This is a genomic window from Alteromonas sp. 4NH20-0104 (assembly GCF_057547795.1).
In genome coordinates, this window is sequence record NZ_BAAJLP010000010.1 from 38,600 (window position 1) to 61,246 (window position 22,647).

Genomic DNA, 22,647 nt, shown 5'->3' on the forward strand with positions numbered 1-22,647 from the left:
ACATGTCCACTTTACAATCGATAGATCTGGTCAATTTGGTAGACGATATCAAGGCTTGGGCCGTTGCGCTAGGCTTTCAGCAGGTTGGTATCAGTGATATTGATCTTAGTCAGCATGAATATGCCCTGCAACAATGGCTGGACAAGCAGTATCACGGCGACATGGACTACATGGCCAGCCATGGTATGAAGCGGGCCCGCCCGGCTGAATTAGTGCCTGGCACCTTAAGGGTGATATCCGTAAGGATGGATTACCTTCCTCCTGATGCCTCCTTTGCCCGCCATCTCAAAGACGGCGACATGGCCTATATTTCCCGCTATGCACTGGGCCGTGATTACCACAAGGTCTTGCGTAAAAAGCTCAGGCAACTTGGCGAGCAGATCAGCGAGCGGCTGGCAGATACTCAGTTCCGCCCGTTTGTAGATTCTGCACCGGTACTGGAACACGCGATTGCCGAAAAAGCCGGACTGGGCTGGACCGGCAAACACTCTCTCACTCTCAATAAACAAGCAGGTTCGTGGTTTTTCCTCGGCGAGTTATTTATTAACCTGCCGTTACCGGTGGATGAGCCGGTAGAAGAAAACTGTGGTACCTGCACCGCTTGTATGACCATGTGCCCCACCCAGGCTATTGTCGCGCCTTATCAGGTAGATGCCAGACGCTGTATTTCCTACCTGACCATAGAATATAACGGCGTTATCCCCGAGGCATTGCGCCCGGCCATGGGTAATCGCATATACGGTTGCGACGATTGTCAGTTGGTTTGTCCATGGAATCGATTCGCGCCTGTCACATCGGAAAGTGATTTTCACCCCCGCCAGGTGCTCCACGGTCAGTCGTTACTGACCCTGTTCAACTGGGATGAGCCGACCTTCCTGCAAAATACTGAAGGCTCGCCCATTCGCCGTATCGGTTATGCAAAATGGCAGCGTAATCTGTGCGTAGCCATCGGCAATGCACCTTACTCGCCAGAGTATATTGCGGCGCTGAACGCAGCAAAAGAAAGCGCAGGTGAGCTGGTTTTGCCGCATTTAGAGTGGGCGCTTACACAACAGTGCAATAAGCAGCAAGTCAGTAATGAAGAGAACCGACAGTTGGCCAGGTTAACCCGGACTATCGAGAAAGGATTGCCGCGCGACGCCTGAGGTCACGCGGCCTGCACAAAGCAATTACTTGTGGTACTGAGCGCTTAAACGGTGAACTGACTCAACAAACACACCGGCATGCTCGGGTGGCACATCCAGATGAATGCCATGACCGAGGTTGAATACGTGGCCGCTCCCTTCACCGAAGCCAGCCAGGATATCGCCGACTTCCTGTTCAATGCGAGCTGGCGGCGCGTACAACATGGAGGGATCCATATTCCCCTGCAGAGCCACTTTATCGCCCACCCGGGCTTTGGCATCCGCGATATCAATGGTCCAGTCCAGCCCCACCGCATCGCAGCCGGTAGCTGCAATAGCTTCCAGCCACATACCGCCGTTTTTAGTAAACAGAGTCACTGGCACCCGGCGACCTTCACTTTCGCGGGTTAAACCTTCTACAATTCGCTGCATATATTGCAAGGAAAACTCTTTGTAATCCCGTGGCGATAACACACCACCCCAGGTATCAAATACCATGACAGATTGCGCACCAGCCGCAATCTGCGCATTCAAATAGCTGGTTACAGAATCCGCCAGCTTGGCCAGCAAGGCATGCAATACCTGCGGCTCAGCAAAAGCCATTTTCTTAATTTTAGTAAACGCTTTGCTTGAACCACCTTCAATCATGTAGGTGGCCAGCGTCCAGGGACTGCCAGAAAAACCAATCAGTGGTACATCGCCTTTGAGCTCACGACGAATAGTCCGCACAGCGTTCATTACATACTGCAGTTCACCCTCTGGATCGGGCACACCAATACGGTCCACATCGGCTTTACAGGTAATGGGGCGTTCGAAGCGCGGGCCTTCACCGGTTTCAAAATATAAACCCAGTCCCATAGCATCAGGAATCGTCAGAATGTCGGAGAACAGAATTGCCGCGTCCAGCTCAAAGCGACGCAGAGGCTGTAAGGTGACTTCACAAGCCAGCTCGGCATTTTTGCACAGTGACATAAAGTCGCCGGCAACCGCTCTGGTGGCTTTATATTCTGGTAAATAACGGCCAGCCTGGCGCATCATCCACACCGGCGTTACGTCTACAGGTTGCTTGAGCAACGCTCGCAGATAGCGGTCATTTTTTAAAGCTGGGCGCTCAATGCTGCCATTGGTTTCTGCCATGGGGTTCCCCGAATTAATTACACTACAAAAAATTGGCGGCGAGTATAGCAAGAATTGGCGAATGTTGCGTAAAAATGAAGAGTCTGATGAAAATTGCACCGATTTACTTGATTTATCGCAAATGCTCTGCTACTACTATTAAGCATAAATACAGAAGCTCGCTAACGGGCCCTTAGCTAAACATACTCAAACCCCGCATTTTGCGGGGTTTTTTATTGCGCTTGTATCGGGTTACGGCGCCTTACTCAGCCGCTCAATTAATGCTTCCAGCATTTTGCCGGCAATAGACAGTTTTGGCGGAAGTAATGGCAGATTGTCGATAGGGTACCAGGCGGCATCAACAATTTCTTTCTCATCTATCACGATGTCACCGCTGTCGTATTCGGCAAAATACCCCATCATTAATGAATGAGGGAAAGGCCATGCCTGGCTGCCGAAATATTCCAGATTCTTAATTCTGACACCGACCTCTTCACCCACTTCTCGGTGAGTAGCCTGCTCTACACTTTCGCCGCTTTCGACAAAACCTGCAATCACCGAGTACATCTTAGGATTACTATGACGCACGCCCCTGGCTAAAAGAATTTCCTGGCCTCGGTAAACCGCTACGATGGTGCATGGTGACACTCGCGGATAACAGCGATGCCCGCATTGGTGACATTGAACGGCCATTTCCCAATCGACAGCCTGTGTTGGCGAACCACAGCGACCACAAAAGCGATGGGTGCGTTGAAAATGAACATATTGCCAGGCCCGGGACAGGGTTTCATAGGTAACCGGTGGCTCACTGGTCATTAATTCACGCAAACCAGCGTTTCGCCAGCCAGTGGCGGTTAGGTTCTCCGCCCCGAGGTCAATAATGTATAAGGGGTGAGAAAGCGGTAAATCAGCGGCATGCAGATGATGCACCTGATCCTGATAGTGATGCAAAAAAGGCAAATCTGACCAACTCAATAATGGCAAGAGATCACCTTCTTCAGGTACCAGCAACTGATCGCGGTTGAAGATCAGCCAGTGACCCGGCTGCACCATGGAGTTTCCTGTAAACTTTAACATAACAGCTACCATAAAGACGTTGCTCGTATCCTAACACAGTGTCATTTAATTGAGCTAAACGCAGCTACCTTTTACCTGCTTAATGGCTATTTTCTATTATCCTTTAGAAGGTTAACGTGATTTATTTCCGACTGTCATTTGTGAGACTCTGAGGCAGTGTTATACTCAAATGAGATTGATGACAACCTCATGAGGAAGTTCAGAGTGTTAAATCAGGTAGAGATAGCCCGGCAACGCTGGGGCGGCGCAAGTAAAACCATCGATAACTGGCTGGATGAGCGAAGACAATTGCTCATTCAATATTGCCATTTGGCCGGCGTTAATTACCAATCAGCCAGTACGCTGCCTGACGAAGCCGAGGTGAATGAATTTTGTGCGTTGCTGATGGACTATTTATCAGTTGGCCATTTCGAAGTATACGAAATGTTAGTCAGCGATGATGAAGATGTCCAGGCGCTGAAACAGGAGTTATTTCCAAAACTCAGCGCCACCACTGATCAGGCGTTGGATTTCAACGACCAGTTTGCCGAAGGCTATACAGCAGAGAACACACGTGATTTTGAGCTGGCTATCACTCAATTAGGCGAAGCCCTCGACGACCGCTTTGAGTTGGAAGATCGTTTAATTCAAAGAATGCACGGCCTTGTTAACGACTCTGTTACCGGTTAGCGTCCCGGTCAGGAAAGGGTTATCATTATTTCTATGCCACTAATTCGTATCAAATTTATCAAAATACAGCATGAAAAACACCACTATAATAAGTAAAGCAAGAGCCTACTGCGAGCAAAGGGGAGCACGATTTACCCCTCTCAGGGAAAAAGTGTATGAACTCATGCTGGAAAAGCACGGGCCTATGGGCGCTTATGAGTTGCTCGACGGCCTCAAAGAAACCGAATCCAGCGCCAAGCCGGCGACCGTTTACCGGGCACTGGATTTTCTGCTCGATTTTGGTCTGATTCATCGCCTCGAGTCTACAAATGCCTTCGTTGCCTGCTACCATTTTGGTTGCCACCACCCGGTGCAGTTTCTAATTTGCGACAGTTGTGGTGACGTCTCAGAGATACAGTCTGAAGGACTAAAAGACACCCTCGACAACCAGGCCAGGCAGCACGGTTTTAAAATTTCAAAGCAAACCATTGAAGCTCATGGCCTTTGCGCGGACTGTCAGGAGAGCGAGTCCACTACACTGGGAGAAGAACAACATGAATGCTGAGTTCGTAAACCCTTTTATCGGCGGCCTGCTTAACGTTCTGGAAACCATGGCACAGACAACGCTAACCCCCGGTAAACCCAAGAAAAAAAGCGATGATGTTGCCCACGGCGACGTCTCTGGCCTGATTGGTATGCTGGGGCCTAATGTAAAAGGCTCAATGTCTATCACCTTCGATGAAGCGTTAATACTGGCCATTATGCAAAACATGCTCGGTGAAGCGTCCAGTGAAATTGATGCCGAAGTTGCCGACATGGTGGGTGAAATTACCAATATGATTTGTGGCAACGCCAAACGTGATCTGGCCGAGAAAGGGTATGAGTTTGGGATGGCAACGCCGGTTGTTGTCTCAGGAAAGCAACACAGTATCAGCCATCAGGTGGATGGTCCGAAGATAATATTGCCGTTTAATCATGAACTCGGTAAAGCTTATCTGGAAATCTGCTTTGATAAATAATTACTGGCACTCTGAAAAAATTACCCTGTCCGCTTATCCCAGAGGCTTTCATTTAATCACCGACACCATCATCAGTGCCTTACCGCAAATTCGCAATATCGAAGTCGGTTTACTGCACCTCATGCTCCAGCATACCAGCGCCAGTTTAACGATTAACGAAAATGCCGATCCATCGGTTAGAAAAGACCTGGAATCTTTTTTTAATCATACAGTTAAAGAAAACACACCGTATTTTATTCATACCTACGAGGGGCCTGACGATATGCCCGCTCATATCAAAAGCAGTCTGATGGGATGTCAGTTAACTATCCCCATCCAACAGGGAAGACTCGCGCTTGGCACCTGGCAGGGCATTATCCTCGGCGAACACCGCGATAGCGGCGGCTCGCGCTCAATTATCGCTACTCTTCAGGGCAACTCAGGCATATAATTGTTACACTTCAGTTCAATGCTGGCACAGCTTTAGCATAGAGCTACAGGACACACTTTATTGCCAACACAGGAAGTCAATAATGAAAAAATCAACGATTACTCTCGCACTCATTGCCGCTGGCTTAGTTTCAGCCCCTTCATTCGCTCAGGAAACAGAAGCGAAAAACTGGGCGGGTATCTACGGCCTTTATCACAGCACGGACGAAGGCAAACCAGAGCCAACCGGCCAGCTGGACGACGGTTTTGGTCTGGGTGCTGAATACGGTTTCCGCTTCGATGAAAGCTGGGCAGCCAGAGTTTCAGCTTCTTACCTTGATATAGACGGCACCAATGGCGGCAGCGACGAAAGCGGCCCAATGTTTGGTGTTGATGCTATGTACTTCTTCCAGGACGACCTTTTTTATGTTTTTGGTGGTTTATACCATCAGGATCTGGACGATGATTACCAAATGCTGGGTTACGGTATGGGTAAACACTGGGCAGTTAATGACGACGTAGCTGTCATCAGTGAAATTGCCGCTTACCGCGATCTGAGCGACAACTTGTATGACTACAGCGTGAAGCTGGGCGTTTCGTACACGTTTGGCAACACTTCCACATACTCAGAGCCAACGCCAGCACCTATGACTACCGCAGCACCGACTGACTCAGACTACGATGGTGTGGTAGATACACTGGACAAGTGTCCGGGTACGCCTTCGGGCACCGTGGTAGACAGCATGGGTTGTAACGCAGATAAAGACGGCGACGGCGTCATTAATAGCAAGGACCAGTGCCCTAACACGCGTGCAGGTGTAGCAGTTGACGGCGTAGGCTGTGCAATTGAGCCTGATAGCGATAATGACGGCGTTATCGACAGCCAGGATGCCTGCCCGGACACGCCGAAAGGCGACAAAGTACACCCTAACGGTTGTACAGTGTTCACCGACAAAGAAGTGTCTATTGAAGTGCGTATCCTGTTTGCCAATAACAGTGCGGATATCGAAGATGCCAACGATCCACAAATCGTCGACCTTGCAGAGTTCCTGAGCCGTTACGGCAGCACTTCAGCAACGATTGAAGGCCACTCTTCAGCACCTGGCGCTGCGCCGTACAACAAAGACTTGTCTCTGCGTCGCGCTAAAGCACTGAAATCAGTACTGGTTAACCAGTACGATATCGATGCCAGCCGTTTAAATACCGTAGGTTACGGTGAAGAACGTCTGTTAGATAGTGCCAACACTAAAGAAGCGCATCATCTGAATCGTCGCATCGAAGTAAAAGTCAGTGAGATCATTGAAGTACCAGCTCAGTAATCAATAACTGAACTAGTCACGATATAAAACGCCTGCTTTCGCAGGCGTTTTTGTTAGTGTAAAGTTTTCCGACTATTTAGAGACTTGCTTTAATCTGCTCTCGCAACGACCGGGTGGGATGACCAAGTAACTGACTCAGGACCTTGCTGTCATTAAATAACGCTCCCTGAGCGGCACCTGCATCTGAATCGGCAAGCATGTCAGCCAGGGGTAACGGTAAACCGGCTTGCACCAGGGCAGCGCTGAATTCTGCCGGCGGTAAATCGATATAAGGAATTTGATTACCTGACGCTTCGCTAAGAATGGCACACAACTGAGCCAGAGTGTAACTTTCATCACCAGCCAGCTCGTAAACGTTGCCCTGTTGAGGCAACTCACTCAAGAGTACTTTGGCCGCCGCTTCAGCATAATCTTCACGGGCAGCAGAACTAATTTTTCCTTCTTTAGCACTGCCGATAAAGCCACCGTTTTCAAGCGCCGGGCCAATACTGGCCAGGTAATTTTCGGTATACCATCCATTGCGTAATAACACGAACCCGACTCCGCTTTGCGCCAAATATGACTCCGTCGCCTGGTGCTCTGCCGCAAGCATCAAGGGGGAGTTATCAACGTTTAGTAAGCTGGTATAAGCAATAAGCTTAACGCCAGTCTGGCTGGCCGCATCAATCACATTTTGATGCTGAGGCACACGCTGCCCCACTTCACTGGAAGAGATTAAAAGTAACTTCTCAACTCCGCGCAGAGCGCCTTTGAGAGCCTCAGGCTCAGAGTAATCGGCAGTACGCACTTCCACCCCCAGCTCGCTGAGCTCTGAAGCCTTTTCCGGGTTGCGAACCACAGCCACAATATGGCTTGCTGTGCGTTCTTTAAGTAAATGTTTGATAACTAATCGGCCCAATTGGCCCGTCGCACCAGTCACTGCAATCATTCTTTGCTCCTTGGTTGTTTGTTGTCTGGACTGATAACTATTTTGCGCTTAAACTAACTAAAAGAAAGTACGCACCTTTTGGTAAGTATGATTTCCACCACCAGCAACGGAGTTTAAACGATGAATAACAGTGCCACTGCCGGCACAGATCCCACCCTGACGGATAAATTTCAACGGGGAAATGTGCTGGCAAATAGCTGCCCTTCTCGAGGCATATTGCAGGATGTCACCAGTCGATGGGGTGTCTTGGTGTTATTTGCATTGTTGCAGGGTACGCATCGTTTTAGTGAATTACGCAAGACCATTACGGGTGTGAGTGAGAAAATGCTTTCTCAAACCTTACACGCGCTGGAAGCGGATGGTTTCGTACTGCGCACCGCTCACCCGGTAATTCCTCCTCACGTGGAGTACAGCCTGACCAGTTCTGGTCGCGAAGTGGCCGCACGGGTAGAAGAGCTGGTGAATTGGATTGAGGTGAATATAAACCCGATCTTAAGTGCCCGCGATGAGTATGCGGCTCATAAATCAGCATAAGCCTCCTGGCCGGAACACAAAACATGACATCGCCTCTGTGGCTGGTGCTTGCATATTCACCGCTTAATTATTATTCTCGATAAAGTCTGTAAGCGGGCAGAGAGAATGTTTGTGCCGCGGTTCAGCCCCCATCATAAGACTGGCAGGGATTGCCAAAAGCCCTTATCAGTTTTGTTTTAAAACAGCGCTTTGGCGTTACGCAATATTTGTTGAGAATGTTTTATGTCCTGTGCCATTTCTGTATTAATGCCGGTATTAAATGGCGATTTCACCCACTTATCTGAAGCAATCAACAGCATTCTCAGACAATCATTCGGGGACTTTGAGTTCTTAATTGTGGATGATGGCAGTAACCAGGAGACCAAAGAATTTCTGGCCGACTATGCAGCAAAAGATGCACGCATCATCATTATCACTAACCCAACCAACATTGGTGTGGGTAACTCTTTGAATAAGGGGCTTGAACAAGCGTCAGGACGCTACGTCGCCAGGCATGACGCCGACGACGTGGCTCATCCCGAACGCCTTGCCAAACAGTTTGCTTACATGGAAGCCCATCCCTCCATTGTATTAAGTTGTACCACGGTAAATCATATCGATATGCAGGGCCAAAACATTGGCGGCTATCCGGTAAGCACCGACAGCGACTTACTCGAAGCAGAGCTACTGCTAAATAGCAGGTTGTGTCATCCAAGCCTGATGTTTCGGACCAAAGAAATCCGCGATAACGGTGGTTATCCGGTAACAAAAAGTGCCCAGGATTATTTGTTATACCTTAAATCGCTTAAAGCCGGCTTTAAGTTCGGCGGGATTGACGAGCCTCTGGTTGACTACCGAATCAATACCGAAAGTATCACTCGCAAAAACCGAGGCAAGCAATTATCCACAGCGCAAGCTGGCTCTTACCAGCATGTTACCCGGCTGGTCGGCGAAATAGACCCGCAGGCATTTGAACGCTTTTGGTTTTTTGTGGCGACTCAGGGCCAGAGCACTCTGCGTATCAGCGATATAAAAACCCTTCGTCCTCTGCTCAGCTATATTCAGCAGCATCCCGCTTATTACCAGGCCTGGAAAGGTTCGTTTCGCTATGTGTCCCGCAATGCGCTAGATCTAGGATTTTCGATTCAGAAACTCATGATTGCCATTTATTTCCGCTATTTTTTTAACGCACTTTATTAATGGAGCACTGTGTGGAGGTTTACTTTTATCACCCCGACTTTTCCAATTATACAGAAGATCAAATACTAGCATTGGAAGAAGATTGGCGTTATTTCGCAACCGGACCAAAAGTTTGGATTGTTCAAACTTACATCAGATTAAAAAAAGCGGGATATCCGGTAATCGCTATCTCAGAACCGCCAAAGACAGGAGTAGTGGTTCTGCATTATGAGCAATTCACGACATTTTGGAACAGCGCCCCTTCAACAAGAGGCATTGTAACTGTTGTGGTGAGAGCGGACCGGATTGAAAATAAATTTTCAGACTTTGAGGTCCTTCAAAATCAACATTTTGCAGATGAGAAGAAACTCTTTTTCATACCCCACTGGCCACAACCGAATATTATTCAGCGTAATAACGCCAGAGGCACAACGATCAAGAACATTGCATTCAAAGGCTTCCTAAGCAATTTACATCCAATACTTGAGTCTGATGAATGGAAGCAGTTTTTAGCCCAACGAAACATTGAATGGATAGCTGATGGTCAACAATGGGATAGCCTGGATGCCCGGTACGATTTAATTAACTGGAATGACTATAGTGAAACCGACCTCATTGTTGCCTTGAGGCAGGATTTAGCTCGCAATTATCCGGATAAACCCGCCTCCAAATTAATTAATGGCTGGACTGCTCAGGTGCCTTGCATACTTGGTCCGGAAATCGCATATCAGGAACTGAGAAGAAGTGAACTGGATTATATTGAAGTTAACGATTTAAAACCGTTAATGGTGGCGGTGGATCACTTGATTAATAACCCGGATGTTTATCAAAAAATGATAAGTAATGGTATATCCCGGGCTAAAGAGTTCTCTGTCGACAGTATCATTGAACGGTGGGGCAAGCTTCTGTTTGAAAAAATCATACCTCAGGCTAGCCGACCAGTTTCAAAATTATATTACTCCTTGTCGATCGGGGAGCGCAGAAAATTTAAACAGTTGATTAGTAATAGCTGAGTATAGCAATGAGAAATAACCCTGTAACATTAGCAAACTACTGGATCGTATTTGTTGTTTATTCGTCTTCTCGACTGGCCGAAAAACATCAACGCTTTTCAGCATTATTTGAGCTTTTCAGATCATTTGGGGCTGAGGGCGTTGTGATTGTCAATAATGCAGCAGGGAATGACGCTGCGGCAATCGACGCATTCTTCGCAGATTCAACAGCTGAGGTTATTGCCGGAACCAATCAAAATGCCGAGTTTTCCGGATGGATAGAAGGATTAAGCTATTTAAGAGAAAACAAAAAAATCGATGACTCCACTTCTTTTATACTGTTAAATGATACCGTGTTTAGTCATTACCCATTGTATCTCTCTTCAATACTGCGATACCTGAGGTCTGCCCCGCATGTTCATCAACACACCACACCAGCAATATGCGGTAGTCTCCACAAAATGTCCCAGCGTGAATGCAATGTATTGGGATTGAAGCTTCCGTCATTTGTTGCCACGGCAATATTTATGGTCAACGCCAAAGCGGCAAACTTACTTGTTGACCAATGCCAGAGAGTATTTAACGAATGGCAAAATGTCTCCATAAAGCAAGCTGATTCATTTTCACTGTTGAAGCAATTTTATAATGAATCAGGCGCGTACTATGTAGGCGGCTGGCTATTCTCTGGTGGATGGTATAACAGCAGTAGTTTTGACACTTTTGATAAAAACTTATTACGTTTAAAGCTGACCGCAATAATGTGTGAGCATAGTATTTCGGCCAGAGTGCTGGCCGAGCAGGGCGAACTGATCGACTATGAAAGCCTGACGCCTTCTAAAGGCTTACTTGGCACATTGAAGCAGTTCAACATGAAACAACTATTCGCTATTCTCAGGTACCGCAACAGTTGATCCGTATAAATCAGGCAACTTTAGTCTAAGTAACCGTTTGCAATGATTGATAGGCTTCGCTTAAATAGTCTTTGTTTTCAATAATTAACTTAAGCTTATTCACAGCAATCCAAAGTTCTTCAAAACTGACATAAAGCGGTGTAAAGCCGATTCTGAGTAAGTCGGGCGCTCTGAAGTCGGCAATAACGCCGGCATCTATCCAGGCCTGACAAATCGCATAAGCCTGCTCATGCTGAAAAGCCAGCTGGCTGCCCCTTTCTAAAGCGGAGTCAGGCGATACACAAACCAATTCTTTATCCAGCTCACAGGCCTTAAGACACTCAAGGAAGAATTCCCCCATGGCCAGGGATTTCTGTCTGACTTGCAACATATCGACTTGTGACCAGATAGAAAGGGCAGCCTCTAACACACTCATGGCTATCACTGCTGGCGTACCGGATAGGTTTTGTTTTACCCCTTGCACTGGTGCGTAGTCTGAATCGAAACTAAAGGGGGCAGCGTGTCCCATCCAGCCGCTTAACGGCTGCTTAAAGGCGGTCTGATGACGATGAGCGACATAAATAAATGCTGGCGCACCGGGGCCACCATTAAGGTATTTGTAAGTACAACCTACGGCAAAGTCCGCCTTACACTCATCAAGCTTTACCGGCAATGCGCCGGCAGAATGCGCCAGGTCCCATATCACCAGAATGCCCCTGGCATGAGCTGCTTCGGTGATGCGCTGCATATCCAGCAACCGTCCACTGCGGAAATTGACCTGGGTCAGTAACAGCATAGCTACACTCTCATCCAGTTGCGCCTCAATATCACTTTCATCGCTCAGCACCAGTTCACAGGACGCTGCTCCCAATTGTTGCTTAAGCCCTTCAATCACATAAATATCGGTGGGGAAATTATCCTTTGTGGTCACAACTTTTTGGCGCCCTTGCTGCATCTTCAGTGCGCCGCTTAATACTTTAAAGAGGTTCACCGAGATAGAGTCACAGCAAATCACCTGGCCTGGCGCAGCACCAATAACCGGTGCAATCAATTCACCGCATTGCTGAGGCAAATCAATCCAGGCGTGCTGGTTCCAACTGGTGATAAGGTCTTGCCCCCACTGCTGATTAACGACCTCAACAGCCCGTTCCTTAGCCGCAACAGGTAATGGCCCCAGTGAGTTACCATCCAGATAAACCGTGTTTTGCGGTAGCAAAAACTGCTGGCGAAGTCCGGCAAGGCTATCCTGCTTATCGAGTGTTTGCGCTGTGGACAACATTATTCAGCTCCTTTCAGCAACTGATTGAGAAACAGCTGATACGCAGGCGTTTCGCTGTGCAGCCAGTCGAAATGACCAGCGCCTTCGCTGATAATCACTTCGCTCCCGGCCAGCTCACTTTGTGTTACCGGTACAATGCTATCGGCATCGCCCTGGAGCAAAATTACCGGTGCGGTAATACTGAGCGTGTTCGGCGTTGCCGCCTTGTAGGCTTCTGGGTATTCATCTGGTGCACCGTTAAAGAACTGCGGCGTGGCGGTCTGACAACTATTAGTGCCTTTGGCATAGGCAGCCGGATCGGTAATAGCTGCCAACCCAATTACGCCGTCAACTGAAAAAGACAAAGACTGCGCAGCCAGCAAAGCTAAGTGCCCGCCAGCTGAGTGCCCTGCCAGATAAACCGGCACATCGCCGAGTGATTGTTCATCCAGCCATTGTTTTACTTCAGGCAACGCCTGTTGTATATCCGATAACGTGCCGGGCCAGCCACCACCAGAATCTCCTGTGCGGCGGTATTCAATGGCAAAGGTAGCCACGCCCTGTTTAGCCAGCGCAGTGAACATGCCACGGGCATGGGTGTAATCAAATGCGTTAAGCCAGCAACCACCGTGAATAAAAATTAACGTGCTCACTGGTTTATCCTGGGCGGGCCAATAGTAAATACGCTGCAACGTGCTGTCTGAATAGGCAATATTGGATGCTGCAATCTGATAACGCTGGCTGAGAACTTCATTGTACGCGACATTCTTAGCGTCACGTGCTGCCGTCTTATCGGGTGCAGACTGACATGCCTGGAGAACGACCAATACGGCCAGGAGGCTAATTATTCTTATCATGGGTTACTCTTCTACTCTGATTCATAGACGCACTATAACTCCTGCTGTGCTGGAATTAAGCGGGTCATCAGAGTAACGGCTATTGAAAACCGGTGCAATAAGCCGCTTAACTCCATTTTAAGCCGCAACAAGTTAGTAAGTACACACACTCAACAAAAAATCAAAATAAATAGGGTGTCATATCTCTTGTCATATGCCAGTCGGCATCGGGTCACCCTGGTGTCGTCACACCTGATGGCCCAAATCTGCTGCAATAGCGGCGTCGAATCATTACACCCCGTTTTGATACGGCGAACTGAAATGACAGGTTATTTTATAGGTATGGAGTCCGGAATATGGCACACTTAAGTTCTTCTAAACATAAACAAAGCGCAGCAATGTCATCACCTAATTTTATCGATGGTTATTGGTTTTATTTTAACGATGGCGATACCGATATAGCCGTACACGGCTCCGCCTGGTCGGGAAAAGAAACCGTATATGTGAACGACAACCCGGTGTCGAGCAAACGCGAGCTATTGAAAACGCAAAGCAATCATCAATTTGTTCACAACGGCCATCAGTATCAGGTGCGTTACCATATTACCAGCCTGATGCGCGGCGATCTTGAGTGCAAAGTGTTTAAAGACGGTGCGTTACTGGCGTCTCAATCAAAAGCCTTTCTCTCATCCTCTAAGCGTAGCTGGTTCAATATCCTAAAAATGTTTGTTGTCGGCTTTATCTTTGGTTTATCGGCGGTAGCGCTAATCAAGTATCTGGTTGCATAGGGAGCAGTGCTGTGGAAATCGACGCGCTGCAGATAAAAGCGCTACGGCAACAACACCAATGGACTCAGCAACAGCTCGCAGAGATGTGCGGCGTGAGTTTACGCACCATCCAGCGGGTAGAAAAAGAAGGTAATGCGGCAACAGAAACGGTGATGAGTCTGAGTGCGGTATTTGAAGTGCCGCAGCAGTCTTTACAGATAATACCAGAAGCAGACTCGTCCTCCTGGCAGTCTATTAACATCGGTAAGCAAACACTGAGTATTCTGTTCACCCTAATGGTAGGTATTATTACCGGTGGGGCGCTGATGTACGGGTTACTTAGCGCTTAAACCACACTGTATTTTCTGGCCCTAGTACTCATCAGGCACCGCAGGGCCGGCATAATTATCAAAGCGCGAAAACTGCCCCTGGAAGGTTAAGCGACAGGTTCCGATGGGGCCGTTACGCTGCTTACCAATAATGATTTCAGCAACGCCTTTATCTTCACTGTTCTCGTGATAAACCTCGTCACGGTAAATAAACATGATCAAGTCGGCGTCCTGCTCAATCGAGCCGGATTCCCGCAGGTCGGAGTTTACCGGGCGTTTATCGGCCCGTTGTTCCAGGCTCCGGTTAAGCTGTGAAAGCGCAATTACCGGGATGTTGAGCTCTTTAGCCAGCGCTTTAAGTGAGCGGGAAATCTCGGCAATTTCCAGCGTCCGGTTATCGCTTAAGGAAGGCACCCGCATTAGCTGCAGGTAATCCACCATGATCATGCTCAGTCCGCCCCGCTCCCGGGCCAGCTTTCTGGCACGGCTGCGCACATCCATGGGTGTCAGGCCGGATGAGTCATCCACGTAGATATTGTCTTTCTCTTTGAGCATCGCCATGGTGTTAGAAATACGCGCCCAGTCTTCGTCGTCGAGCTGTGCGGTACGGATTTTGGTTTGATCCACCCGACTGAGTGAGGCCAGCATACGCATCATGATCTGTTCAGAAGGCATCTCCAGACTGAATACCAGTACCGGTTTATCTTCCGCCAGCATGGCGTTTTCGGCCAGGTTCATCGCGAAAGTGGTTTTCCCCATAGACGGACGCGCAGCAACAATAATTAGATCGGAAGGCTGCATACCACTGGTTTTTTTATCCAGATCGGAAAACCCGGTGGTAACCCCGGTGACTTCCCGGTTGTCTTTAATGAGCGCTTCAAGACGGTCAATGGTTTTGCCCAGTACCGACTCTATACTCTGCGGCCCTTCGGAAGCGCCGGTGCGCCGTTCAGCAATCTCAAACACCTTGCTCTCGGCCATATCCAGAATATCGGCGCTGTCGCGGCCTTCCGGATTGTAGCCCACTTCGGCAATTTCGTTGGCCACGCCAATCAGCTCACGGGTAATAGCCCGTTCCCGAATAATTTTCGCATAAGCCGTAACGTTGGCAGAACTTGGCGTGTTGCGGGCCAACTCCCCCAAATAGGCAAAGCCACCCGCATCTTCGAGCTGATCGTTATTTTCGAGTAATTCAGACACGGTAATCAGGTCGACTGGCTGACTTTGCGCCAGCAAATCGAGAATAGCCTTAAACACGATTTGGTGAGAGCGGTTATAAAACTCCGCATCCGTCACCAGCTCAGACACCTTATCCCAGGATTCCGGATCGATTAGCATACTGCCTAGTACAGCCTGCTCAGCTTCTATGCTGTGCGGCGGCACCTTCAGTTTTTCTACGCTTTTATCGGAACTGGCCGGAACAACTTTCACCTGACGATTTACCTGAATAATTTGCAAGGGGGTTATTATGCGATATTTAGCGTCCGGTTGCATCGTTTGTTGGGGGAAAATGATCCTTTATGACGGCGAAGTCTATATACTTAAGTTCAAAACAAAGGCCATACGCCAAACAGGAATGTTATGAAAAAAACGTCGTTATTGCTGCTCATTTCCGGACTAATTTCAATCAGCGTGAGTGCCAGCGAGGCGTTAGTTGCGTTGGAAAGTTATCCTGAACCGGGTGCGTCCCGCCCGATGCCAGAGTTTAAAGTAGATGCCAGCTGGCCCGATTTGCCGGATACCTGGCTTATCGGGCAGGTACCTGGCCTGGCTGTCGATAAAACCGATAATCTGTGGTTACTGCACCGTCCGAACTCGTTGAGTCCGCTTGATTTAGCCCTTGAACAAACGCCTCCCACCGGCGTTTGCTGTAAGGCCGCTCCTCATGTGGTGCAAATCTCGCCGGCTGGGCAGGTAATGAATAGCTGGGGTGGCGAAGCCATTGCACCAAAGATTGACGGAGTTAACCAATGGCCACAAACGGTACACGGCTTATTCGTTGACGATAACAACACCGTTTGGCTTGGCGGCAACGGTAAAGGCGATCATGTGGTCCTGAACTTTACCGCCGACGGCCAGTTTATTCGTCAGTTTGGCAGACGCAACAGCACAGAAGGTAATCAGAGTAAGCAGTCACTGGGCAATCCCGCTGATATCTATCACGACACGCATACCAATGAAGTCGTTATCGCCGACGGTTATATCAATAAGCGGATAATTGGTTTCAACACCAACGACAACGTATTCTCGCAATACTGGGGCGCTTATGCATCGATTCCGGGTGGCGGTACCCGGGCAGGCGACTTTGATGTCTCACAAGCCACCGCGGGCGCTGCAAATATTAATACCGATGCGCCCAACTTTGGTGACATAGTTCACTGCATAACCAAGTCAGATAACGGTCTGATTTATGTCTGCGACCGGCGTAATAACCGCCTGCAGGTATTTAAAAATGATGCCAAAGGCAAGGCGACCTTCGTGCGCGATTTAGTGATTGCCGGCGACACTATGGGGCTGGGAACGGCTACTGATGTTGCGTTCTCGCCTGATAACCAGTACATGTACATAGCCGATATGATGAACGGCCGAATCTGGGTGCTGTGGCACGATACTTATGAAGTGCTCGGCAGCTTTGGCCGTCCCGGTCGCTACCCTGGTCAGTTTACCTGGTTACACAGTGTGGTAGCCGATAGTAAAGGGAACCTTTATACCTCAGAGGTGTCTACCGGGCGTCGGGTACAAAAGCTCGTTCTGGTTAAGCCAGCAAGTTAGTACTAACCGCGACACATCATTAGATAAACAACCAAAGAGAAGCGCCTTGAATAGCCGTAAATTGCCTATTTTTATGATGACTGGACTGGTATTGCTGGGTGCTGGCTGTCAGCAGCCAACAGAGGCTGACCCAGCTATTAATCAACTCAGTAAACCTGAACGTGAAATTACGCGAAAATTAGAGCGGGACACGCCAGTAGCGGAACAATCGCTGATAATGCTTATGGATATCCATGTAGGTAAACAAGGAGAAGTAAAAGACGTCAGGCTATCATCCGCTGAGCAAGGTAAAACCCTCTCCCCGATTGTGGAACATCAGGTGCGCACGGAAACCTTTGAGGTTAAAACAGAGCAGGGTGTAGCGGTTGATTACTGGTTAACCGATTATCCCTATGAGGTACTGAAAGCGAAGCCTTTATAATAAAAAAGTGAGGAAAATACATTTCCTCACTTCTTATATTTTCGTTACCGAAAAGATTTATTTACTGACTTTACGACGACGTGAGCCGAATGCCAGCGCAATGCCAGAAAGTGTCAGCAGTAAAGTGGCCGGAGCAGAGACTTCGCTCGGATCCAATAACTCTTGAGTGGAAGCAATCCAGTCAGTAAACGCACTTACCCGGGTTGAACCATTAAACTCACCGTAGCCAAAGTTAACCGGATCGCCAGCTGTCGTTCCAAAAGAATGCACGCCAGCTACATACCATTCGTCATTTTCTTCTAAGAATAATGCACCGCCGCTGTCACCAGGGGCCACTGAGATTTCCAGTTCTAACGCATTACCGGAAGGATAGCCAAAATAACCCAGAGGGTTATAGGTAAATTCAGGTAGGTCTATGAGGTCGGTGCCTGTACTTAAATCAGTGCCTACCGGGGCATCAAAGTCGTTATACAAGATTCGGTCGTGACCTTCTCCTGCAAGGTTTGTTGCATCAATAGCGTTTTGCCCGGCCCGCTTGGTGCCTGAAGAATCAGTGGCACCAGTTAAACCATTGCCCGTCATCCCGAAACCAACGTGTGAACCGACCTGGCCAATTTCACTGTTGCCAGTATAAAGGTTGGCAGCAGCAACATCGTCAACGTCATCAAATAATTTGACCAGTGCGATATCCCAACCACTGAACAGCGAGCCGTCCCAGTTTTCATGGGCTACCCAGCTTTCCGCCCAGTAATTGCCGCTTCCCACAGCAAAGTTCATAAATTCGAACTGCGTATTATCAACACAGTGTGCTGCAGTAAGGATCATATTCGAATCAATCAACGTACCTGAGCAGCGCGAATAAAAACTAGTGCCCCAGCCCGAAAGTAAATCACCCACAGCAGCAAATTGAGACTGCTGGGCATAATCAAGGTAAGCCTGATCGTCGACATCATGACGAATAACACCTGCTTCTGCCGTAAAAGCGGCGACCATTAACATGGTTCCCGTTAGTAACTTCTTCATATTTATTGTTCTCTGGATGTTCAACATATTTTAACTAATTTACTGCATCTCTATAATGCACGCACACAAGCACCAGCAAAATTCATTCCTTAAATAATAAACCATAAAAATCAATGATTTGGAATGACACCCCGTATTATCCTCAATTTAAACTGTAAAAAAAGCTGACACAAATAGACTCTGAAAGACGTTAAAAAATCTATCTGCGGTAGCATGCTAGGGTGCCGCAGCAACCGGGTAGTCACTGGAAATCCCAGCCACTGATTGATCGCACTGACTAAACACATTATTTTCCTGTCGGTAGGCAATCGTTTCAACGCCAGTCATGCCCATGAGCATGTCGAATATATTGTCATGGGATATTTTTCGAGCCACAAACTCACTGTCACAGCCCCGCGAAATACCTGCGTAGTCTGATTGCAAATTCTGCCAGTAAAGCATGGGCACGTGGGTTTGTGACTCAGGCGCTATAGCATAAGGGAAGCCATGCAGGTACAGCCCCGACTCGCCAAGCGACTCTCCGTGATCTGAAACGTAAAGCATTTGCGTGTTGTCGATACCGCTGTGCTTTAGCGTCTCAATAATTTCACCCAGCACATAATCGGTATAGGCAATGGTATTGTCGTAAGTATTAATCAGCGCTTCATTGGTGCAATTCTGGATATCACTTTGCTGGCAATCCGGCGTAAAACGTCGAAAATTTTTGGGGTAACGCTGGTAGTAAGTCGGGCCATGGGAACCAATCATGTGCAGCACGAGCAACTTATTGCGGCGGGTTGATTGCGCAATGTATTGTTTCACTGCGGTCACCAGCACACTGTCGAAACAGGTACTTTGCTGACACTCCCCCGCTCCACCATTTGGCTCTATGGTAAAGCTCGGCACCCGCTTACATACCCCTTTGCAGCTGGAATTATTGTCAATCCATGTTACTTCAACGCCGGCTCGCTGAATAATATCCAGCGCGTTATCCTGATGGTCGGCGGTGAAGTGATCATATTCCTCTCGGTTTAATCGTGAAAACATACACGGTACTGACACGGCGGTTGCCGTACCGCAGGAAGTCACCGCAGAAAAATACAGCACGTGTTCACGGTCTAGATTTGGCGTGGTTTCCCGGGGATACCCCTGCAACTGGAAGTGATCGGCTCTGGCCGTTTCACCCACCACCATGACGGTTAACGTGCTGGAGCCTGCTACATAGCTATTAAGTCGCGGTGCCGGATCGAGGATATGAAACGGCGTTGGCTTAGTAAAATAGGTATCGCGAACATACTTATAGGTGGAGTCATACGCCGCAACCGGAGTGATGTATTTAGTGAGCTCTTTATGATTGCGAAAAAACGACGCGTAGTCCTTATAAAACACGGCAGCAATCACAATAACCCCCAGCATGCCTACCGCGTTAACGGATAGCAGGGATACCAGTCGCTGTTTAAAAGTGTCTGAAAATCGCATCCTGCTCATCAATACTACTGGCAATATCACCGCCAACGCAGCATATACCACTACGGTAACATTAAGATAACTCAGAGCTTCCAGGGAGTTCGTCTCAAAAATATTCCTCAACATTTCCTTGTCGAACACAATGCCAAACGAGGCGGTGGCATAACTCACCAGCGCAGCAAACATAAAGTTAATCATTACTGCCAGCCTGACGCCCACCAGTAATGAAAAGAGTGATGTCAGCAGCGTGTAAACAATAATCATAAACAGCGGAACGCTGGCGGCAAAAATGAAACTGTGTGTCGAATCGATATTGACCCCGGCAAAAAACAGACCAAGAAAAGTGCGATTGAACACCAGAACGCTCACCACGCTGGTAAGCAACAACAAGTGAATACCCCGGCACGAAAAGCGGGGAAAACGGGGAATCACAGAGAAAAAACTGCTAAACATAGTAATACACTATCCGACTAAAAAGACTGTTTAACTTGCAGGCGCCATTGCCAGCTATCAACGTTGTCGCCCTTATTAAGCGGTAACGCCATATCCAGATGAATAACGTTGCGGTGACTGGAGCGATTGGAATAAAACCTGGCACCGATACCGGTACTGGCCAGCGTGCTCTGATATTCGTTATCCGCACTACTGTCACCTGACCAGGTTTTACCGGCATCAAAAAATGCCACCATGCCCATATCCAGCACGCGGTAAATATTAATTTTGGGGTAATAGCGTAGTTCTACCGATGTCATTGCCCGGTTATCACCATGCTGATATTGCAGCGGATAACCCCGTACCCCGCTCTCACCACCAAGGGTAACCGGCAGGTCATAAAACGGATGCCGGGTTATCGACACCAACCCTGAGGTATAAAACGCGAACTTGCTGCTCAAGCGGTTGAAGTATTCGCCATGGATACTTGCACTAAAATAATCGTCTTCCAGCACGCCAAGCGTGGCAGATAAATCAGCGCCCAACAGCAACAGACTGCTATCCCACAGGTATCCCCGGGACACGGAGCTATTAAGATGAATACCCATTGAACTGCCCGGGGAATAGGTTTCGTAACCCACTTTTACCTTTGCCGACCACCCCAGGTTGATATCTTCATTCTGGTTAGTCAGATAAATCTCCTGCAGCACCTTAAAATCATTTTGCAGATATTCGTATTCCACCCAGGGATACACAAAACGACGCTCCACCGGAATGGCCTGACTAAACCAGGTCTCAATACCGTCCTCTGGTTCGGCAAATTCATCCAACTGATCGGTAGCGCCGAAAGTCAGCCTATGCAAATCGTCGCCTTCTCGTTCTAAAAGAAATCCGTAAGCCAGATCGTACTGATGACCTTCATGTTCAAACACATTACGGGTGCCGCCATTCTGGAAAATTTCATCCACGCGTTTGAACGACAAATAATTAGCCAGGAAGCGATTTTCGGTAGAGAGCTGATAAAATGGCTTATCAAACTGAAATTGCACAATGCTGCCGTCGTCGTTGTCTTCAACATCCAGCAAGACGTTGCTATGCGGTATAAATGAGATGGGGGCACGCGTAACAAAACGATAGCCAGAGCGTTGTTCATCACTTTTGTATTCAACACTGGCGTGTATGCCGCGGCCAAAGAGATTATCTTCCTTAAATCCCACTTCAAAACGATTTTTGCCGCCTTTACGACCAAAGCTGACAGACGGTAACAACGACCAGTTATCCCAGGTTTCCACCTGAATACGCGCCATGTCATCAATGTTGCAGGTATCTATGTAAGAAACACGCGCATCGCGAATATACATTTCCCGGCGAATGATCCGCTCCGCCTCGGCCAGTTGTTCCGGTGTAATTTCTTCACCTTCTCTGAACGGCAGCCGATCGGCAATCACATCTGATTGGGTGGTAATATGCAGCCTGTTGGCTAAACGATGAATAAAGCCGGTGTCTTCTTTCGACTCGTCAAAAATATCCTGACTGTTAATAACAATTTCACCCACCTTTTGTGGATGTTCGTGAAGACTTTCCGGACTGCAGCCAGTTTGAGCGGTGGATTCTTCTGCGGCAGCATAATGATTAACCAGGCTAACAATAATGCAGGCTGCACACATCCGCTTGTGGTATTTGAAGCTTCGCATAAACCTTACCGCACAATTCGGCAACCAATGTCAGTTGCGCTGAGAATAAGGGTATTTATGCCACGCCTTGCTTAAGACAAGCTTAACGATAAAGCGAATTAGCTTTGGCGCAGCATTACTGGTTGATTGGGTTAATCAACGGCATGCCTGTGGTAGTCAGCAACGCAATCACGAGCCTGGCATGCCCTCAAAGCGTACTTTGATGAAACAACCACTGAGTATTAAAATTGTCGCCGCCAGTTTATTCCTTCCCTGCGTTTACACCATGGCAGGTAGCGAACAGCTTCGAGCCAGGCACTTAAACACCCCCACTGGCGTTCTGCCTACCGGCTCATTAAATGCCATCACCGACCTCACGGTCGTGAAAGTGGGTCATTGAAGCTACTTAAGAGGCTATGTATACCAGTTTACTGATGGCTGAAGAGGTGGCGGGGTTCACGGTAAAGCACCAGCTTT

24 protein-coding genes are annotated in these 22,647 nt (G+C 48.3%); 15 read left to right on the forward strand and 9 right to left on the reverse strand.

Going from position 1 to position 22,647, the window contains the following annotated elements:
- Nucleotides 1-2 precede the first annotated feature (2 nt).
- Nucleotides 3-1,145, forward strand: coding sequence for a tRNA epoxyqueuosine(34) reductase QueG (gene queG / locus AC27IB_RS09100; RefSeq protein ID WP_296048076.1), 1,143 nt, complete (start codon nt 3-5; stop codon nt 1,143-1,145).
- A 24-nt stretch (nt 1,146-1,169) separates the two neighbouring features.
- Here queG and hemE read toward each other — a convergent pair whose 3' ends face one another.
- Both hemE and nudC read right to left on the reverse strand, forming a co-directional pair.
- On the reverse strand, nt 1,170-2,261 hold the full coding sequence (hemE, locus tag AC27IB_RS09105; RefSeq protein ID WP_296048079.1) for a uroporphyrinogen decarboxylase: 1,092 nt from the start codon (nt 2,259-2,261) through the stop codon (nt 1,170-1,172).
- Between the two features lie 231 nt (nt 2,262-2,492).
- Nucleotides 2,493-3,317 carry an NAD(+) diphosphatase gene (gene nudC / locus AC27IB_RS09110; protein WP_296048082.1) on the reverse strand — a complete coding sequence of 275 codons (825 nt, stop codon included), beginning with the start codon at nt 3,315-3,317 and terminating at the stop codon, nt 2,493-2,495.
- 189 nt (nt 3,318-3,506) lie between these two features.
- Between nudC and rsd the strand changes: the two genes are divergently transcribed.
- The 5 genes from rsd (at nt 3,507) to AC27IB_RS09135 (ending at nt 6,711) form a co-directional block, all read left to right on the forward strand.
- Complete coding sequence (gene rsd / locus AC27IB_RS09115) at nt 3,507-3,986, forward strand: sigma D regulator (RefSeq protein WP_296048085.1); 480 nt, start codon at nt 3,507-3,509, stop codon at nt 3,984-3,986.
- A 70-nt stretch (nt 3,987-4,056) separates the two neighbouring features.
- Complete coding sequence (locus tag AC27IB_RS09120; protein ID WP_296048088.1) at nt 4,057-4,530, forward strand: transcriptional repressor; 474 nt, start codon at nt 4,057-4,059, stop codon at nt 4,528-4,530.
- Nucleotides 4,520-4,984 (forward strand): chemotaxis protein CheX, encoded by a 465-nt coding sequence (locus tag AC27IB_RS09125; protein WP_296048091.1) that lies wholly within the window; start codon nt 4,520-4,522, stop codon nt 4,982-4,984. Before AC27IB_RS09120 ends, AC27IB_RS09125 begins: the two co-directional genes overlap by 11 nt.
- Nucleotides 4,974-5,414 (forward strand): secondary thiamine-phosphate synthase enzyme YjbQ, encoded by a 441-nt coding sequence (locus AC27IB_RS09130; protein ID WP_296048095.1) that lies wholly within the window; start codon nt 4,974-4,976, stop codon nt 5,412-5,414. The genes AC27IB_RS09125 and AC27IB_RS09130 overlap by 11 nt, the downstream gene beginning before the upstream one ends.
- An 82-nt stretch (nt 5,415-5,496) precedes the next feature.
- The gene (locus AC27IB_RS09135; RefSeq protein ID WP_296048099.1) at nt 5,497-6,711 is read left to right on the forward strand and encodes an OmpA family protein; all 1,215 of its coding nucleotides are present in this window, start codon (nt 5,497-5,499) and stop codon (nt 6,709-6,711) included.
- Nucleotides 6,712-6,787: 76 nt separating this feature from the next.
- Here AC27IB_RS09135 and AC27IB_RS09140 read toward each other — a convergent pair whose 3' ends face one another.
- A complete protein-coding gene (locus tag AC27IB_RS09140) occupies nt 6,788-7,639 on the reverse strand; it encodes an SDR family oxidoreductase (RefSeq protein WP_296048102.1) in 852 nt (283 codons plus the stop codon).
- Nucleotides 7,640-7,759: 120 nt separating this feature from the next.
- Here AC27IB_RS09140 and AC27IB_RS09145 point away from each other — a divergent pair, with 120 nt between their 5' ends.
- From AC27IB_RS09145 to AC27IB_RS09160, 4 genes are all read left to right on the forward strand, one after another.
- A complete protein-coding gene (locus tag AC27IB_RS09145; RefSeq protein WP_296048104.1) occupies nt 7,760-8,173 on the forward strand; it encodes a winged helix-turn-helix transcriptional regulator in 414 nt (137 codons plus the stop codon).
- A 222-nt stretch (nt 8,174-8,395) separates the two neighbouring features.
- Entirely contained in the window at nt 8,396-9,352 is a 957-nt protein-coding gene (locus tag AC27IB_RS09150; RefSeq protein ID WP_296048106.1) for a glycosyltransferase, read from the forward strand.
- Nucleotides 9,353-9,363: 11 nt separating this feature from the next.
- The gene (locus tag AC27IB_RS09155) at nt 9,364-10,344 is read left to right on the forward strand and encodes a hypothetical protein (RefSeq protein WP_296048107.1); all 981 of its coding nucleotides are present in this window, start codon (nt 9,364-9,366) and stop codon (nt 10,342-10,344) included.
- A gap of 8 nt (nt 10,345-10,352) precedes the next feature.
- Entirely contained in the window at nt 10,353-11,234 is an 882-nt protein-coding gene (locus tag AC27IB_RS09160; protein WP_296048109.1) for a hypothetical protein, read from the forward strand.
- A 25-nt stretch (nt 11,235-11,259) separates the two neighbouring features.
- Here AC27IB_RS09160 and kynU read toward each other — a convergent pair whose 3' ends face one another.
- Both kynU and AC27IB_RS09170 read right to left on the reverse strand, forming a co-directional pair.
- A complete protein-coding gene (kynU, locus tag AC27IB_RS09165) occupies nt 11,260-12,492 on the reverse strand; it encodes a kynureninase (RefSeq protein ID WP_296048112.1) in 1,233 nt (410 codons plus the stop codon).
- Nucleotides 12,492-13,328: an alpha/beta hydrolase family protein gene (locus tag AC27IB_RS09170; protein WP_296048114.1), complete on the reverse strand. Its 837-nt coding sequence runs from the start codon at nt 13,326-13,328 to the stop codon at nt 12,492-12,494. The genes kynU and AC27IB_RS09170 overlap by 1 nt, the downstream gene beginning before the upstream one ends.
- A gap of 335 nt (nt 13,329-13,663) precedes the next feature.
- Between AC27IB_RS09170 and AC27IB_RS09175 the strand changes: the two genes are divergently transcribed.
- Complete coding sequence (locus AC27IB_RS09175) at nt 13,664-14,095, forward strand: hypothetical protein (RefSeq protein ID WP_296048116.1); 432 nt, start codon at nt 13,664-13,666, stop codon at nt 14,093-14,095.
- 11 nt (nt 14,096-14,106) lie between these two features.
- The gene (locus AC27IB_RS09180) at nt 14,107-14,424 is read left to right on the forward strand and encodes a helix-turn-helix domain-containing protein (RefSeq protein ID WP_296048118.1); all 318 of its coding nucleotides are present in this window, start codon (nt 14,107-14,109) and stop codon (nt 14,422-14,424) included.
- Between the two features lie 21 nt (nt 14,425-14,445).
- On the opposite strand, the gene dnaB is transcribed toward AC27IB_RS09180, so the two are convergent.
- Nucleotides 14,446-15,834 (reverse strand): replicative DNA helicase, encoded by a 1,389-nt coding sequence (dnaB, locus tag AC27IB_RS09185; RefSeq protein WP_105935178.1) that lies wholly within the window; start codon nt 15,832-15,834, stop codon nt 14,446-14,448.
- Nucleotides 15,835-15,984: 150 nt separating this feature from the next.
- Here dnaB and AC27IB_RS09190 point away from each other — a divergent pair, with 150 nt between their 5' ends.
- Nucleotides 15,985-17,175 carry an NHL repeat-containing protein gene (locus tag AC27IB_RS09190; protein WP_296048123.1) on the forward strand — a complete coding sequence of 397 codons (1,191 nt, stop codon included), beginning with the start codon at nt 15,985-15,987 and terminating at the stop codon, nt 17,173-17,175.
- A gap of 46 nt (nt 17,176-17,221) precedes the next feature.
- A complete protein-coding gene (locus AC27IB_RS09195; RefSeq protein ID WP_296048125.1) occupies nt 17,222-17,596 on the forward strand; it encodes a hypothetical protein in 375 nt (124 codons plus the stop codon).
- Between the two features lie 57 nt (nt 17,597-17,653).
- Here the strand turns inward: AC27IB_RS09195 and AC27IB_RS09200 are convergent, their stop codons facing one another.
- The 3 genes from AC27IB_RS09200 to AC27IB_RS09210 form a co-directional block, all read right to left on the reverse strand.
- Nucleotides 17,654-18,619 (reverse strand): S1 family peptidase, encoded by a 966-nt coding sequence (locus tag AC27IB_RS09200; protein WP_296048127.1) that lies wholly within the window; start codon nt 18,617-18,619, stop codon nt 17,654-17,656.
- A gap of 216 nt (nt 18,620-18,835) precedes the next feature.
- On the reverse strand, nt 18,836-20,518 hold the full coding sequence (locus tag AC27IB_RS09205; RefSeq protein ID WP_487120443.1) for a phosphoethanolamine transferase: 1,683 nt from the start codon (nt 20,516-20,518) through the stop codon (nt 18,836-18,838).
- 17 nt (nt 20,519-20,535) lie between these two features.
- Entirely contained in the window at nt 20,536-22,191 is a 1,656-nt protein-coding gene (locus AC27IB_RS09210; protein WP_487120445.1) for a BamA/TamA family outer membrane protein, read from the reverse strand.
- Nucleotides 22,192-22,258: 67 nt separating this feature from the next.
- Between AC27IB_RS09210 and AC27IB_RS09215 the strand changes: the two genes are divergently transcribed.
- Nucleotides 22,259-22,570: a hypothetical protein gene (locus tag AC27IB_RS09215; protein WP_487120447.1), complete on the forward strand. Its 312-nt coding sequence runs from the start codon at nt 22,259-22,261 to the stop codon at nt 22,568-22,570.
- Nucleotides 22,571-22,647 lie beyond the last annotated feature (77 nt).